At 67.9% G+C, this 15936-nt stretch carries 10 protein-coding genes; 4 read left to right on the top strand and 6 right to left on the bottom strand.

What is annotated here, in order from left to right:
- Positions 1 to 13 precede the first annotated feature (13 nt).
- From VLK31_RS08600 to VLK31_RS08580, 5 genes are all read right to left on the bottom strand, one after another.
- Positions 14 to 3964, bottom strand: a complete 3951-nt coding sequence (locus tag VLK31_RS08600) for an ESPR-type extended signal peptide-containing protein (RefSeq protein ID WP_409167955.1) — start codon at positions 3962 to 3964, stop codon at positions 14 to 16.
- 280 nt (positions 3965 to 4244) lie between these two features.
- Positions 4245 to 4778, bottom strand: coding sequence for a methylated-DNA--[protein]-cysteine S-methyltransferase (locus VLK31_RS08595; protein ID WP_409167954.1), 534 nt, complete (start codon positions 4776 to 4778; stop codon positions 4245 to 4247).
- A complete protein-coding gene (locus tag VLK31_RS08590; RefSeq protein WP_409167953.1) occupies positions 4778 to 6019 on the bottom strand; it encodes a YbfB/YjiJ family MFS transporter in 1242 nt (413 codons plus the stop codon). Before VLK31_RS08590 ends, VLK31_RS08595 begins: the two co-directional genes overlap by 1 nt.
- An 86-nt stretch (positions 6020 to 6105) precedes the next feature.
- Positions 6106 to 9189: an FAD-binding and (Fe-S)-binding domain-containing protein gene (locus VLK31_RS08585; RefSeq protein ID WP_409167952.1), complete on the bottom strand. Its 3084-nt coding sequence runs from the start codon at positions 9187 to 9189 to the stop codon at positions 6106 to 6108.
- 35 nt (positions 9190 to 9224) lie between these two features.
- Positions 9225 to 9917 (bottom strand): GntR family transcriptional regulator, encoded by a 693-nt coding sequence (locus tag VLK31_RS08580; protein WP_409167951.1) that lies wholly within the window; start codon positions 9915 to 9917, stop codon positions 9225 to 9227.
- A gap of 121 nt (positions 9918 to 10038) precedes the next feature.
- Here VLK31_RS08580 and VLK31_RS08575 point away from each other — a divergent pair, with 121 nt between their 5' ends.
- The 3 genes from VLK31_RS08575 to VLK31_RS08565 all read left to right on the top strand — a co-directional run bounded on the left by VLK31_RS08575 (position 10039) and on the right by VLK31_RS08565 (position 13698).
- Positions 10039 to 11280 carry a pyridoxal-phosphate-dependent aminotransferase family protein gene (locus VLK31_RS08575; protein WP_409167950.1) on the top strand — a complete coding sequence of 414 codons (1242 nt, stop codon included), beginning with the start codon at positions 10039 to 10041 and terminating at the stop codon, positions 11278 to 11280.
- Between the two features lie 230 nt (positions 11281 to 11510).
- A complete protein-coding gene (locus VLK31_RS08570) occupies positions 11511 to 12488 on the top strand; it encodes a tripartite tricarboxylate transporter substrate binding protein (protein ID WP_409167949.1) in 978 nt (325 codons plus the stop codon).
- Between the two features lie 424 nt (positions 12489 to 12912).
- Positions 12913 to 13698 carry a fumarylacetoacetate hydrolase family protein gene (locus VLK31_RS08565; protein WP_409167948.1) on the top strand — a complete coding sequence of 262 codons (786 nt, stop codon included), beginning with the start codon at positions 12913 to 12915 and terminating at the stop codon, positions 13696 to 13698.
- Here VLK31_RS08565 and VLK31_RS08560 read toward each other — a convergent pair.
- Complete coding sequence (locus VLK31_RS08560; RefSeq protein ID WP_409167947.1) at positions 13647 to 14609, bottom strand: LysR substrate-binding domain-containing protein; 963 nt, start codon at positions 14607 to 14609, stop codon at positions 13647 to 13649. The genes VLK31_RS08565 and VLK31_RS08560 overlap by 52 nt on opposite strands.
- A gap of 98 nt (positions 14610 to 14707) precedes the next feature.
- Here VLK31_RS08560 and VLK31_RS08555 point away from each other — a divergent pair, with 98 nt between their 5' ends.
- Positions 14708 to 15892, top strand: a complete 1185-nt coding sequence (locus VLK31_RS08555) for an MFS transporter (RefSeq protein ID WP_409167946.1) — start codon at positions 14708 to 14710, stop codon at positions 15890 to 15892.
- The last annotated feature ends 44 nt before the right edge of the window (positions 15893 to 15936 follow it).

The raw sequence follows: 15936 nt of genomic DNA, 5'->3' as shown, positions 1-15936 counted from the left end.
CACCGGCGATGCCTTACCAGCTGAAGCCCACCGCCACGGTCGCACCCACGCTGCCACGCGACGTGCTGGAGCCCGAGACCTTGTAGACCCGGCGGCCGTCGTCGGACATGGTCGACACGCCGATGGCCAGCGCCGTCTGACCTTCGTAGGTGGAGGCGGCGGCGGAGACCATGTTTTTTCCGGGCTGCGCGCTGGTGGTCAAGCCGGCCATGGCCATGGCGGCGGCGGTGCCGGCGTTGGCGTCCTGGCGCACCTCGTTCACCTTCTGGTCGGTGTAGGCGTTGGCTTGCTGCACGGCCTGGCCGACCGCCTGGCCAATCGCTTGACGAGACAGGTCCATCGCCTGGCCGAGGTTGACGGCGTCGGTCGGCTGCGTGCCCGGCGCCACGTTGGTGATCTGGCGCTCCGCGCCTTGCGCGCCGACGGACACCGTGTTGGCGCGGTCGGCTGTGGAGCCTTCGCCGATGGCGACCGCACCCGGTGCGCTGGCCACGGCATGGGCACCCAGCGCCACGCTGCCGTCGGCCGAAGCCCGGGCACCGGCACCGATCGCCACCGCGCGCTGCCCTTGCGTGGCGGCCTGCGCGCCAATGGCCACGCCCTTGCTGCCGCTCTTCACGCTGGCGGCCTCGCGGCCGTCCTTGGCGGCGTCGGATGCGACGGATGAACCTGCGGTTGCGATGGTTTGGACACGCTTGTCGACCGCGGACACATCGGCCTTTGCCGAGTCGGCGGTGCGCTGGGCCTTGACGGCTGCGGTGCTTGCGGAATCGGCGGTGGATTGGGCGTTGCTGGCGGTGGTTGCTGCGCCGTCGGCGGTGGTTTGGGCAGCACCAGCGGCGGTGTTCGCGGTGTTGGCCGTGGTTTGGGCATTGCCTGCAGCGGTCGTTGCGCCATCGGCGGTTTTTTGGGCGTTGCCGGCAGCGGTGCTTGCGGTGTTGGCCGTGGCTTGTGCATTGCCTGCAGCAGTCGTTGCGCCGTCAGCGGTTCGTTGGGCGTTGCCGGCAGCGGTGCTTGCGGTGTTGGCCGTGGCTTGTGCATTGCCTGCAGCAGTCGTTGCGCCGTCAGCGGTTTTTTGGGCGTTGCCAGCAGCGGTGCTTGCGGTGTTGGCCGTGGCTTGTGCATTGCCTGCAGCGGTCGTTGCGCCGTCAGCGGTTTTTTGGGCGTTGCTGGCAGCGGTGCTTGCGGTGTTGGCCGTGGTTTGTGCATTGCCTGCAGCGGTCGTTGCGCCGTCGGCGGTTTGCTGGGCGTTGCCAGCTGCGGTGTTGGCGGCATTCGCTGTCGTTTGTGCATTGCCAGCAGCGGTTGCAGCGCGATCTGCGGTGCTCTGCGCATTGCCAGCTGCCGCGCTTGCGGTATTGGCTGTGGTTTGCGCGTTGCCAGCGACGGTCGTTGCGCCGTCGGCGGTCCGTTGCGCGTTGCTAGCAGCGATGTTTGCGGTACTGGCGGTGGTCATTGCGCTATCGGCGGTGGTCTGTGCCTTGCCAGCGGCGGTGTTCGCCGAATCAGCCGTGGTCTGTGCCTTGCCAGCGGCGGTCGCTGCGCCGTCGGCGGTCCGTTGCGCGGTGCTAGCCGCGGTGTTTGCGCTACTGGCGGCGGTCATTGCGCCATCAGCCGTGGTCTGCGCCATGCCAGCAGCGGTGGTTGCAGAGTCAGCTGTCGTCTGTGCCTTGCCAGCAGCCGTGCTCGCAGAGTCGGCCGTAGTCTGTGCTTTGCCAGCTGCGGCGCTAGCGAAATCAGCAGTGCTCTGTGCCGTGCCAGCGGCGGTCGTTGCGCCGTCGGCGGTCCGTTGCGCGTTGCTAGCAGCGGTGTTTGCGCTACCGGCGGCGGTCATTGCGCCATCAGCCGTGGTCTGCGCCTTGCCAGCAGCGGTGGTTGCGGCACTGGCGGTGGTCATTGCGCTATCGGCCGTGGTCTGTGCCTTGCCAGCAGCGGTGTTCGCAGAATCGGCCGTGGTCTGTGCTTTGCCAGCTGCGGCGCTAGCGAAATCAGCGGTGGTCTGTGCCGTGCCAGTGGCGGTCGTTGCGCCGTCGGCGGTCCGTTGCGCGTTGCTAGCAGCGATGTTTGCGGTACTGGCGGTGGTCATTGCGCTATCGGCAGTGGTCTGCGCCTTGGCAGCGGCGGTGTTCGCCGAATCAGCCGAGGTCTGTGCCTTGCCAGCAGCCGTGCTCGCGGAGTCAGCAGTGGTCTGCGCCTTGCCAGCTGCGGTGTTCGCGGAATCAGCAGTGGTCTGTGCCGTGCCAGCGGCGGTCGTTGCGCCGTCGGCGGTCCGTTGCGCGTTGCTAGCAGCGGTGTTTGCGGTACTGGCGGTGGTCATTGCGCTATCGGCCGTGGTCTGCGCTTTGGAAGCGGCCGTGTTCGCAGAGTCAGCCGTGGTCTGCGCTTTGCCAGCAGCGGTGTTCGCGAAATCAGCAGTGCTCTGTGCCGTGCCAGCGGCGGTCGTTGCGCCGTCGGCGGTCCGTTGCGCGTTGCTAGCAGCGGTGTTTGCGGTAGTGGCGGTGGTCATTGCGCTATCGGCCGTGGTCTGCGCTTTGGCAGCGGCCGTGTTCGCAGAGTCAGCCGTGGTCTGCGCTTTGCCAGCAGCCCTGCTCGCGGAGTCAGCCGTCGTCTGTGCCTTGCCGGCAGCCGTGTTCGCGGCATCAGCAGTGGTCTGTGCCGTGCCAGCGGCGGTCGTTGCGCCGTCGGCGGTCCGTTGCGCGTTGCTAGCAGCGGTTTTTGCGGCACTGGCGGTGGTCATTGCGCTATCGGCCGTGGTCTGTGCCTTGCCAGCAGCCGTGCTCGCAGCATCAGCCGTGGTCTGTGCCTTGCCAGCAGCCGTGTTCGCAGAGTCAGCCGTGGTCTGTGCCTTGCCAGCAGCCGTGTTCGCAGAATCAGCCGTCGTCTGTGCCTTGCCAGCGGCCGTGTTCGCCGAGTCAGCCGCCGTCTGTGCCTTGCCAGCAGCCGTGTTCGCAGAGTCAGCCGTGGTCTGTGCCTTGCCGGCAGCCATGCTCGCAGCATCAGCCGTCGTCTGTGCCTTGCCAGCAGCCGTGTTCGCAGAATCGGCCGAGGTCTGTGCCTTGCCAGCAGCCGTGTTCGCAGAGTCAGCCGTGGTCTGTGCCTTGCCAGCAGCCGTGTTCGCAGAGTCAGCCGTGGTCTGTGCCTTGCCAGCAGCCGTGTTTGCAGAGTCAGCCGTGGTCTGTGCCTTGCCAGCAGCCGTGTTTGCAGAATCAGCCGAGGACTGCGCCTTGCCAGCAGCGGTGTTCGCAGAGTCGGCCGTGGTCTGTGCCTTGCCAGCAGCCGTGTTCGCCGCACCAGCCGTCGTTTGCGCCGCGCTCGCAGCAGCCTTGGCCGCAGCGGCGTCCTTGGCGGCGGTTGCTGTCGAATCGGTGAGGCGCGTGTCCAGTGCCTGCAGTTGCGAACCGTTGATCGCCTCGGTGCTGGACGAACTGACAAGCCCGGCCTGCACGCCGCCGATCTTCTGGCCGCTCATGTCGACCAGGCCGTTGCCGCCGATGGTCGTGCGGCTGTTCATCGACGTGTTGATGTTCACACCCGTCCTGCCGTTGATTGCAACCGAGCCCGCACTGGACTGGATATCGACCTTCAACGCGCCCCCCAACTCCGTCAGACCGCTCATCCAGGTTCGAACATACCCCTTGTCGCCCCAGTCACTGCTGGCCCCGCCATTGGGGTTCGATCCACTCGACAACGCGTAGGCGAGACCGCCCGAGCAGTCGAGAGCAGCAGAGTCCGTGGCGTGGCCGAAGGCGCGGCCGGTCTGTTTGTAGTCGGGGCCGCACAGCATGAGGCCGGAAGCGTTGGCGTCGACGCCAGCCAGCGAGGTCAACACAGCAACCACAAGGCCGGCAGCCACCACGACGGCGTTGCGGCGCGTGCCGGACTTTCCGCGTCCGCGTGCACTTTCGGCGGCCGGCGCCCACATGCGGGTGGTGTAGTTCCAGACGAGGCGGTAAACGTGATTCATGATCTCTTGGTGCGAAGAATGTTCAGGTTCGGGATGGAAAAGAACTTCCGAAAACCGACACCGCACCATGCGACTTCGGCCTGCAAACAGAACCCTTCGTTTGCTGGACGCGAATTTAAAATTTGCCTTAGTTAACAAACATAGGAGCACTCCTAAAACCGGCGCGACCCCGCCGCAGGCCTGATCTCGGCCGGCTAAGTGTGAAAAATTTACGTTTTCGGTCTCACCCGGCGGACCCAGGCGAAGGGCTGCGTGTTCGCAGCCGCCTGCAGGCAAGCCGCTAGAACAGCGAGGCCATCCCGTTCGGCCGCGCATCCTCGATGGCGAGCATGCGCAGCTTGGTCAAGGCACCGCCGCCCGCGGAAAACCCGCCCGGCTTGTTGCCCGCCGCCAGCACACGGTGGCACGGCACCACCGGCGCGAAGGGGTTGTGCCCCATCGCCTGCCCCACGGCGCGCGACAGGCCCTTGTCGCCAAGCTCCTGGGCGATGTCGCCGTAGGTGCGCGTCTGCCCCGGCGGAATGCGCCGGGCGATGGCGTAGACGCGCTGATGAAACGCCGACACGCCGCGCATGTCGAGCGCGATGTGGCTCAGGTCGTCGCGCACGCCCTGCAGCAGGCCCTGAATTGCGGCAATGGCCTGCTGGGCCATTTCGTCGGGCGGGGCTTCTTGCAGTTGCGTAAAGCGCTGTCGCATGCACGCACGCGTGGCCTGCTCGCCGTCGTCTGCCGGCAGTTGCACACCTGCCAGCCCCTGCGGTCCCCACGCCAGAGCGCACTTGCCGATGGCGGTGTCGAACAGCGCAAAGCCCATCACTTTGGCTCCTGCGGCTCCTGCAGCGCATGCTGGCGCGACGCCAGCACCGCGCCCAGCCAAAGCGCCATCGCCGAGGCCACCAGGCCCCGCGCAAGCCCGCCGGGGCCGTCGGAAATCCAGCCCGTAACGGTCGGCCCAACGATCTGCCCCGCCGCAAAGACGATGGTGAACACGCTGATGCCCTGCGCCCAGCGCGCCGGTGGCAGGTTGTGGCGCACCAGCGCGGTGGTCGAGGCCACCACGGACAGAAACACCCCGCCGAACAACACGCCCGACACCAGCGCCACCGGCGCCGAAGGGCTCAGCACCGGCAGCAGCGTGGCCACGCCCAGCAGCCCGTTCAGCAGCGCCTGCGGCTGCCCGCCGCGGTAGCGGTCGAGCAGCCCGGCCCACAGCCGCGAAGAGGCCACGCAGGCAACGCCCAGCAAGGCATAGAACAGCGTGACGAACCCACCGCTGGCGCCCTGCTCGCGCAGCAGCGCGATCACGAAAGTCATGTACCCGATGTAGCCCATGCCGAACAAGGCATAGCCCGCCAGCGCCCAGCCGAAACTGCGCAGCGCGACCGGCGGTGCCGTGGTGGCTGCCGCCTTGGAGGCCGCGTGCACCGGCCGCTCCGGCATCGCACGGCCCGCCCAGGCCAGCAGCACGGTGGCCGCGGCGCTCGATACCGCCAGCGCCCACCAGGCCCAGGCCCAGCCGTGCGGCACGTCGGCCGCAGCGCGCAGCACCTGCGGCACCAGCACTGCGGACAACGCAATGCCGAAGCCCGTGCCGCCGTAGTAGATGCCGAGCAACAGGCCGCTTCGTTGCGATCCGCGGGCCGCATCGACCTCGCCGAGCCGCGCCGCCAGCAGCCCGCCCGCCACGAACACCCACGCACTTGCCACGCCCGCCAGCAGCCGCTGCAGCAGCAAGGCCGGCGCGGCGGTGACAAAGCCGCTGCCCGCCATGAACACACTGGCAAGCACCGCGCCCACCACCAGCAGCCGCGTGACGCCGAAGCGCCGCATCAGCGCCGGCGTGACCAGCGCGCCGATCAGGTAGCCCACCGCGTTGGCGGTGTTCATGCCACCGGCCAGCGCATAGCTCCAGCCCAGGTCGGCGCGCATCGGCGGCAGCAGCAGCCCGTAGGCGAAGCGCGTGATGCCCAGCGACACGGCCGCACCCATCGACAGCGCGAAGGCGAGCCGCAGCACGGGCGGCGTGGGGATGGAGGATGGGAAGGGAGTCGACATCGGAACGGGCGGCGGGTGACGCGCGGGCTATTCTGCGGCAGCCTGCCCGATCCTGCCCGCGCCTGATGCGGCCCCTTCAGACCGCATCAGATCGCGTCTGCCGCACCGACCGTGTCGCCGTGCAGCAGATGCCGCTCCAGCAGCACCGCCACATGCACCGCCTCGCGCTGCGCGCCGTCGCCGATCTGGTGCCGGCAGCTGATGCCGTCGGCCACCACGACGGCGTTCGGCTGCTTGCGAATGGCGGGCAGCAGGCTGGCCTCGGCCATCTGCATCGACACCTCGTAATGGCTGGCCTCGTAGCCGAAGCTGCCGGCCATGCCGCAGCAGGAGCTTTCGATGAGCTCGGGCTGCGCGCCCGGAATCAGCTTGAGCACCTCCATCACCGGGCTCACCGCGCCAAAGGCCTTCTGGTGGCAGTGGCCGTGCAGCAGGATGGGTTGCGTGGCCGGCTTCAGCGCCAGCGCAAAGCGGCCCTGCTTGATCTCGCGCGCAATGAACTCCTCGAACAGCAGCGCATGCCGGGCCACCAGCTCGGCCTTCTCGCCGAAGCCCATCACCAGCGTCTCGTCGCGCAGCGTGAGCAGGCACGACGGCTCCAGCCCGACGATGGGCACGCCCGCGCGCGCCAGCGGCAGCAGCGCGTCGATGAGCGCCTCGGCCTTTTTCTTGGCCTCGTCGACCATGCCGCTGGCCAGAAAGGTGCGCCCGCAGCAGTGGTGCCCGCCGCGCTTTTCCACCGTGTGCAGCACGTAGCCGGCCGCCTGCAGCACGCGCGCCGCGGCAAAGGCGTTCTCGCTCTCGAAGGTGCCGTTGAAGGTGTCGACGAACAGCACCGCCGCCTTGCCGCCGCGCCGCGCAATGGCCAGCGCCACGTCGCGCTCCACGAACAGGCCCGGCTCGTTGGCCTTGGCGCGCCAGAAGGTGTCGCTGCGCCAGGCGGGCAGCGAGCGCCTGGCGGAAAAGCCCAGCAGCTTCTCACCCAGCCAGGCCGCGCCGGGCACGCTGTTGCGCAGGTTCAGCAGCCACGGCATGCGGCTGGCCTTGTGCGCGTAGTCCGGCAGGTGGGCCACCAGCCTGTCTTTCAGGGTGTGGCCGTGGCGCTTTTTGTAGTGGTCCAGAAACTCGACCTTCATCTTCGCCATGTCCACGCCCGTGGGGCAGTCGCGCTTGCAGCCCTTGCAGCCGACGCACAGGTCCATGGTGTCGTGCATGGCTTCGCTGGTGAAGGCGTCGGGGCCGAGCTGGCCCGACAGCGCCAGGCGCAGCGTGTTGGCACGCCCGCGCGTCAGGTGCTGCTCGTCGCGCGTCACGCGGTAGCTGGGGCACATGGTGCCGGCGTCGAACTTGCGGCAGTGGCCGTTGTTGTTGCACATCTCCACCGCCTTGGCCAGGCCGCCGGTGCTGTCGCCGCCGGTGCCGTGCGCGGTGGTGACCTCGGTGACGGGGTCGGCGTTGACGTTCCAGCCCGACCAGTCGAGCACCGGCTTCAGTTCGATGCGGCGGTAGGGCCTGGGCGCCGTGGGCGGCGCAAAGCGAAACAGCGCGCCGTCGTCCATGCGCGGCGGGTCGATGATCTTGCCGGGGTTGAACAGGTCGATGGGGTCGAGCTTGCGCTTGATGGCGCGAAAGGCCTCGTTGATGGCCGGACCAAACTGCCATTCGATCCATTCCCCGCGGCACAGGCCGTCGCCATGCTCGCCGCTGAAGGCGCCCTTGTACTTGCGCACCAGCGCGCTGGCTTCTTCGGCAATGGCGCGCATCCTGGCGGCACCGTCCACGCGCATGTCCAGAATGGGCCGCACATGCAGCGTGCCGACCGACGCATGCGCGTACCAGGTGCCGCGGCTGCCGTGCCGGGCGAACACCTCAGTCAGCGCGTCCGTGTACTCGGCCAGGTGTTCGAGCGGCACCGCGCAGTCTTCGATGAAGCTCACGGGTTTGCCGTCGCCCTTCAGGCTCATCATGATGTTGAGGCCCGCCTTGCGCACCTCCCACAGGTTTTTCTGGCGCGCGTCGTCGGGCATTTCGACCACGCTCTTCGGCAGGCCCAAGTCGCCCATCAGTTCCACGAGCTGCTTGAGTTGCGGCAACAGCGTGGCCTTGTCCGCGCCCGAGAACTCCACCAGCAGAATGGCCGCCGGCTTGCCGATGAGCGCGGTTTCCACCGTGGGCCTGAAGGCCGGGTTGGACAGGCTCAGCTCGATCATGGTGCGGTCGACCAGCTCCACCGCCGTCGGCCCCAGCTTGACGATGTGCTGCGCCGCATCCATGGCCGCGCGAAAGGTCGGAAAGTTGACGATGCCCAGCACCTTGGCACGCGGCAGCGGCGCCAGCTTGAGCTTCAGGCTGCGCGTGTAGGCCAGCGTGCCTTCGGAACCGATGAGCAGGTGCGCCAGGTTCACCGAGCCGTCGGCGGTGTACGGCTTCTCGCTCTGGTTGTCGAAGATGTCCAGGTTGTAGCCGCCCACGCGGCGCATCACCTTGGGCCAGTGCGCGGCCATCTGCTCCTGCTGCTGGCGCGCAAGGCCGCGCACAAACTGCGCAATGCCCGCCGCGCGCACGCCCAGCGTGCCGACCGGACCAAAGTCGACCAGCTCCCCGTTCGACAACCATGCGCTCGCGCCCAGCACGTTGTGCACCATGTTGCCGTAGGCGATGGAGCGCGAGCCGCAGGAGTTGTTGCCCGCCATGCCACCCAGCGTGGCCTGCGCGCTGGTCGACACGTCCACCGGATACCAGAGCCCGTGCGGCTTGAGCTGCGCGTTCAGGTGGTCGAGCACCAGGCCGGGCTCCACGGTGGCGGTGCCCTCTTCCACGTTCAGCTCCAGCACGCGCCTGAAGTGCTTGCTGTTGTCGATGACCAGCGCCGCGCCCGTGGTCTGCCCGCACTGGCTGGTGCCGCCGCCGCGCGCGAGCACCGGCACCTTCAGGTCGCGGGCAATGTCGATGGCGGTGGCAATGTCGCGCTCGTGGGTCGGCACGAAGGCGCCGACCGGTGTGATCTGGTAGATGGACGCGTCGGTGGCGTAGCGCCCGCGCGAACCGTCGTCGAACAGCACCTCGCCCTGCGTGTCGGCGCGCAGCCGGCGCGCAAGCAGCTCGCAGGTGTCGTTGGGCGGAAGAACGGTTCCGGCTGGCTGCATGTGGCTGGCGGGGTCGATGCGCATGGTGGGGGTTTGTTTTTTTGAGGGCTCAGCTTGGCTCAGCTGGACTTGGCCGAGGGATAGATCTCGCCCGCGCGCAGCAGCTCCAGCACCGTGTCGCGCTTGCGCAGCACATGCGCCACCAGCACCTTGCGCATGGCGAGCGCGTCGCGCGCGGCCAGCGCGTCGATCATCTGTTCGTGCTCCTGCACGGCGTGCTTCCACTTCGCCTCGTTCTGGTTGGTGCGAAAGCGCAGCGACTGCACGCGCGCGTTGATGGAGCGGTAGGTGCCCGACAGCACCGGGTTGGCCGCCGCCTCGTTGATGGCCGTGTGAATGCGCGCGTTCAGCCGGTAGTAGCCCGACAGGTCGCGCCGCGAGAAGCAGGCCATCATTTCGTAGTGCAGCGCGCGCACCTCGGCCAGCTCTTCGTTGGTGATGCGCTTGGCCGCCAGCTCGCCCGACATGCCTTCCAGCATCGCCAGCACCTCGAAGGTGTTGAGCACATCGGCCTCGGTGAGCTTCACCGCCACCGCGCCGCGGTTGGGCAGCAGGTCGACCAGCCCTTCGGCCGCCAGCAGCTTGATGGCCTCGCGCAGCGGCGTGCGCGACACGTTGAGCTGCAGGCACAGCTCGCGCTCGTTGAGCTTGGCGCCGGGCGCGATGTGCCCTTCGACCAGCATGGTGCGCAGGCGCGAGGCCACCTGGTCGTGCAAGGCGAGCCTGGATATCTCGATGATTTCTGCGGTCATGGTTTTTCCCTTGAATGCATTTTGAATGCAAAAAATGGACGTCACAACACCAGCGCCTCAGGGAAAACCATCAAACAAAAATGCATTTTGAATGCAAAACTAAAAAGCGAAAGGACAGTCCATGCTTCAACTCGACATCCACCCTACCGGTCGCCACTTCCTCCAGATTCCAGGCCCCAGCCCGGTGCCTGACCGCATCCTGCGGGCCATGAGCCTGCCCACCATCGACCACCGCGGGCCCGAGTTCGGCGCGCTCGGGCTGAAGGTGCTGGCCGGCATCCAGCAGGTGTTCAAGACGAAGCACCCGGTCGCCATCTACCCCGCCTCGGGCACCGGCGCCTGGGAGGCCGCGCTGGCCAACACGCTGAGCCCCGGCGACCATGTGCTCATGTACGAGACCGGCCACTTCGCCTCGCTGTGGCAGAAGATGGCCACGCGCCTGGGCCTGTCGACCGAGTTCCTCGCATGGCCGGGCACCGACGCGCAATTGCCCAACGCGCCCGGCTGGCGCCACGGCGTGCAGGCCGAACTCATCGAAGCCCGTCTGCGCAAGGACACCGAGAAAAAGATCAAGGCCGTGTGCGTGGTGCACAACGAAACCTCCACCGGCGCCACCTCCGACATCGCCTCCGTGCGCAAGGCCATCGACGCGGCGGGCCACCCCGCATTGCTGCTGGTCGACAGCATCTCCGGCCTGGCCAGTGCCGATTTCAGGCATGACGAATGGGGCGTGGACGTGACCGTCAGCGGCTCGCAGAAGGGCCTGATGCTGCCGCCGGGCATCAGCTTCAACGCGCTCTCGCCGCGCGCGCTGGAAGCCGCCAAACACGCCAAACTGCCGCGCGCCTTCTGGGCCTGGGACGAGATCGTCGAGATGAACAAGGACGGCTACTGGCCCTACACGCCCAACACCAACCTGCTGTACGGCCTGTCGGAGTCGCTGGACATGCTGCTGGGCGAAGGCCTGGACAACGTGTTCGCCCGCCACCAGCGTTGGGCCGCCGGCGTGCGCGCGGCCGTCAATGCGTGGGGCCTGCCGATTCAGTGCGCCGACCCAGCCGTTTACTCGCCGGTGCTCACCGGCGTGATCACGCCCGAGGGTGTGGATGCCGATGCGCTGCGCCGGCTCATTCACCAGCGCTTCGACCTGTCGCTGGGCACCGGCCTGGGCAAGCTCAAGGGCCGCATGTTCCGCATGGGCCACCTGGGCGACAGCAACGACCTGACGCTGGTGGCCATGGTCGCGGGCGTGGAGATGGGCATGAAGCTCACGGGCATCAAGCTGGCCGGCAGCGGCGTGCACGCGGCGATGGACCATTTCGCGAACCATGCGGCACCGGCCGCGCTGAAGAAGGCTGCGTAGAGACAGGCTGCGTAGCGAACGGCTGCGTGGCGCGCCTGCGCTTTCTTCTTCTTGCAGGTTCGAAAGCATCCCCTGACCGTTCGGGCTGAGCTTGTCGAAGCCAGGGCCCGGCTTCGACAAGCTCAGCCCGAACGGTGGAGGTGACGTGTGGCGGGGCATGCGAGATCGCAGGCTCGCGGGATCGCAGTTGGAGTCCTTATTCCGATATCAGCACAACGGAGACAAGCACGATGCAAAGACGTTCCCTCATTCAAGCTGCCGCAGGCGCGGCCGCCACGCTGGGCGTGCCCCGGCTTTTCGCGCAGGAGTGGCCGTCGGGGCCGGTGCGCATCGTGGTCGGTTTTCCGCCCGGTGGCGGCACCGACGCGCTGGCCCGTGTGGTCGCGCAGAAGCTCACGATCATGTGGGGCCAGCAGGTGATCGTCGACAACAAGGGCGGCGTGGCCGGCGTGCTGGCGGCCGACTACGTGGCGCAACAGCCCGCCGACGGCAGCACCCTGTTGATGGCCCACATCAACAGCCATGCGCTCGCGCCCAGCCTGCAGCCCAAACTGCGCTACAACGTGGAGCGCGACTTCGTGCCCATCGTGCTGGTGGGCGTCACGCCCAACCTGCTGATTGCCAACCCGGGCCAGAAGGCGCTGACCGTGAAGGACATCGTGGCCGCATGCAAGGCCGCGCCGGGCACGGTGAGCTTCGGTTCCGCGGGTGCGGGGTCGGCTCAGCATCTGGCGCTGGAAATGTTCAAACTGCAGGGCGGCATCGATGCACTGCATGTGCCGTACAAGGGCAGCGGCCCGTTGCTGGCCGACCTGATGGGCGGGCAGATTCAATACAGCTTCGAGACGATGACGGCCGCAACGCCTCACGTGAAGAACGGCCGCGTGATTGCGGTGGCACAAACCCGCACCAAGCGCGCCAAGGGTCACCCCAACGTTCCGACGATGCAGGAGCAGGGCTTTCAGGGTTTCGAGGCAACGACGTGGTACGGGCTTGCGGGGCCGGGCAAATTGCCTGCTTCCATTGCGCAGAAGGTCAACCGTGACGTCAACACCGTGCTGGCCATGCCTGACGTGCAGGAGCGGCTGGACACCTATGGCGCGGAGGACGGTGGTGGCTCGCAGGAAAAGTTCAAGCAGTTCATCAGTACGGAGATCGCCAAGTGGGCGAAGGTCGTGAAAGACGGGAACGTTCACGTAGAGAGTTGACTGTGTTTGTTGTTTGAGGGCTGTCGGGGGCGTTCAGGGCGGCGCTCACGCCGACGGGGTGCTCCCCTCCGCGAATGTCCCCCGGCCTGCGGCCTCCTCCTTTATTTCGCTGCGGGGAGCACCCCATCGGCGTGAGCGAGTTCAGAGCACTGGTTGATTGGCCGCACACCAACACCGTGGTTGTTGTTCAGAGTCAGGGTTGATCGGCGAGCACACAGAGCGTGCCCAAGTGCACAGGGCGTCGGGTACTCCACGCAGCGAAACAAAGGAGGAGAGGCGATAGCGCGAAGCGGGGGACATTCGCGGAGGGGAGTACCCGGCGGCCTGTGCACACGCCCTGAACAGCCGAGCCCACAACGCCACGAACGCCCCCCAAACACCCCAAGAACCGAAGTTGCAAAAGCAACCTGAGAAGATCCAAAACATGACCCCCTCCCAGACAGCCCTCACAGACGCCCTGGTAGCCGCCCGCCGCGGCAACCGCACCCTCGATGCCTCGCCCTGGACCGATGCGCTCGCCTCCGACACCCAAGCCTACGAGGTGCAGGACGCCGTGGCCGCAGCACTGGGCTGGTTCGACGACCAGCCCGTGCCCCGTACCTGGAAGTCCGGCGGCGGCTCGCGCAACGCCACCCTTACCCATGCGCCGCTGCCGCCATTAGGCGTACGACCGAACTCGGCCGACTTCAGCGACCTGGTGCTCCACACCCCCGGCATCGAAGCAGAAATTGCCCTGCGCCTAGGCCAGGACGTCACCCCCGAACAAGCCGCCCAGGTCACCCACGACAACGCCACGTCGCTCATCGACGCCCTCACCGTCTCCGTCGAAATAGTCGATGCGCGTTGGCAAGACCTGGCCGCTACGCACGCCCTGCTTCGCCTGTCCGACTCCCAAGTGCACGGCGCACTCGTGCTCGGCGAATGGGTGCCCTGCACCGCCGCCGACCTTGCCGCCATCGACTGGGCCGCCCAACGCTGCGAAACCAAAGTCGGCAACGCAGAGACCGTCGTGCGCGAAGGCGCCCATCCGCTGGGCGACCCCGCATGGCTGCTGCCCCTCTGGCTGCGCCACATCACACGCCACGGCCGCACGGCCCCCAAGAGCACCGTCGTCACCACCGGCTCATGGGTCGGCGTGCTGCCCTGCCGCCGCGGCGATCAGGTGACCGCGGCTTTCCCCGGCATCGGCGTGGTGCGCTTGAGCGTGTAACGCCCGCCACCCACGCCCGAACACGCCACCAGAAAGTCCAGCACCGCCCGCACCCGCGCGGGCAGCGTGCCGGCCTTGCCGATGTACACCGCATGGATCGGCTCCACCTCGCACGGGTTGAACTCCTCGAGCAACGGCACCAGCCGGCCCGCATCGATGTCTTGCTGAATGTGATACAGCGACAGCCGCGCCACGCCCGCTCCCGCAAGGGCCAACTGGCGCAGCGTTTCACCGTCGCCCGCGCGCACCGGTCCGGCCACCGGCAGCCACACCGTGCGAGCGTCCACGCGCAGCGGCCAGTCGGGCGCGCTGCGCCGGTGGGTCCAGCCCAGCCGGTTGTGCGCCTCCAGCTCCTGCGGCGTGCGCGGCGTGCCGTACTTCTCAAGGTACGAAGGCGCCGCAACGATGGCCTGGCTGGTCTCGCCCAGACGGCGCGCCACCAGGTCCGACGACGGCAACTGACCCCAGCGAATCGCAATGTCCGCGCGCTCGTCCATCAGGTCGACGATGCGGTCGGTCAGGGCAATGTCGAGCGTGATCTGCGGATGCTGCTCCAGCAGGCGCGGCACCAGCGGCACCAGCTTGTGCTGGCCGAAGGACACGCTGGCGTTGATGCTCACCCGCCCGCGCGGCGCGGCCCCGGCGGCGGCGCAGCGCTCGGCCTCGTCCATGTCGGCCAGCACGCGCGTGCTGCGCTCGTAGAACTCGGTGCCCTCGGGCGTGAGCTGCAGCTTGCGCGTGGAGCGGTGCACCAGCTGAATGCCCAGGCGCAGCTCCAGCCGCGCCACCAGCTTGCTCACCGCCGAAGGCGTCATGCCCAGCAGGCGGGCGGCGGATGAGAACCCGCCGGACTCCACCACCTGCACAAAGGCTTCCATCTCGCCGGAGCGGTTGACGTCGATGCGCGGCATGGCGGCGTGCCTCCTCTATTTGTGAGTTCAACTCACAGGTCTGTGTACTGGCGGCATTCTAGTCATCGAAGCCGAATGTCTTCACAGTACAGGGCATCATGCCAATCGCTCTACTCGCCCTCACCGCCGGTGCCTTCGGAATAGGCACCACCGAGTTCGTCATCATGGGCCTGCTGATGCAGGTTTCGACGGACCTTCAAGTCTCCATCACGGCCGCCGGGCTGCTGATCTCGGGCTATGCGCTCGGGGTTGCGGTGGGCGCGCCCGTGCTCACCATCGCCACCCGCAAGCTGCCGCGCAAGACCGTGCTGCTGGCGCTGATGGCCATCTTCACGCTGGGCAACCTCGCCTGTGCGTTGGCGCCCAACTACGAGATGCTGATGGCCGCGCGTGTCGTTACCTCGCTGGCGCACGGCACCTTCTTCGGCGTGGGCTCGGTGGTGGCCACCGGCTTGGTGGCACCGGAGCGCCGCGCCTCGGCCATCGCCATCATGTTCACCGGGCTGACCGCCGCCACGCTGCTGGGCGTGCCCTTCGGCGCGTGGCTGGGTTTGCACTTCGGCTGGCGCGCGGCCTTCTGGGCGGTCACGCTGATCGGCGTGCTCGCGCTGGCCGTGCTGGCCCTGTTCGTGCCCCGCGTGAAGGGCGAGGCCCAGCCCGCGCCGCTGCGTGAAGAGCTGGCTGTGCTGGCGCGCCCGCAGGTGCTGCTCGGCCTGGCGATGACGGTGCTCGGCTTTGCCGGCGTGTTCGTGGTGTTCACCTACATCCAGCCGCTGCTCACGCAACTGACGGGGCTGTCGGAATCGGCCGTGTCGCCCATCCTGCTGGTGTTCGGCGGCGGGCTGGCCGTGGGCAACATCCTGGGCGGCAAGCTGGCCGACCGCGCGCCGATGGCGGCCATTCTGGGCACGCTGGCGGTACTGGCCGTGGTGCTCGGCGCCATGCAGTTCACCATCGGCACGCCGTTCACCGCGGTGGTGTTCGTCGGCCTGCTGGGCGTGGCCTCTTTCGCGACCGTGGCGCCGATGCAGTTGCGGGTGCTGGAGAAGGCCTCGGGCGCGGGCCAGAACCTGGCGTCGAGCCTGAACATCGCGGCCTTCAACCTCGGCAACGCGCTGGGCGCATGGGTGGGCGGCGTGGTGATCGACCACGGCCCGGGGCTGCGCGCGCTGGGCTGGGTGGCGGCGCTGCTCACGCTGGTGGGCCTGGCGATCGCGCTGTGGAGCCGCTCGCTCGAACGGCGTGAGCCGCGCCTTGCGGAGTGTGCGTCGGCGCGGGCCTGATTCGAAACAACATCGTCGGTCGGCCCCGGGGCCGCACCCCCGAC

Source organism: Variovorax sp. H27-G14 (assembly GCF_046156345.1).
GTDB lineage: Bacteria > Pseudomonadota > Gammaproteobacteria > Burkholderiales > Burkholderiaceae_C > Variovorax.
Note: the sequence above shows the minus strand (reverse complement) of the source record. Positions and strands in the feature narration are given on the sequence as shown.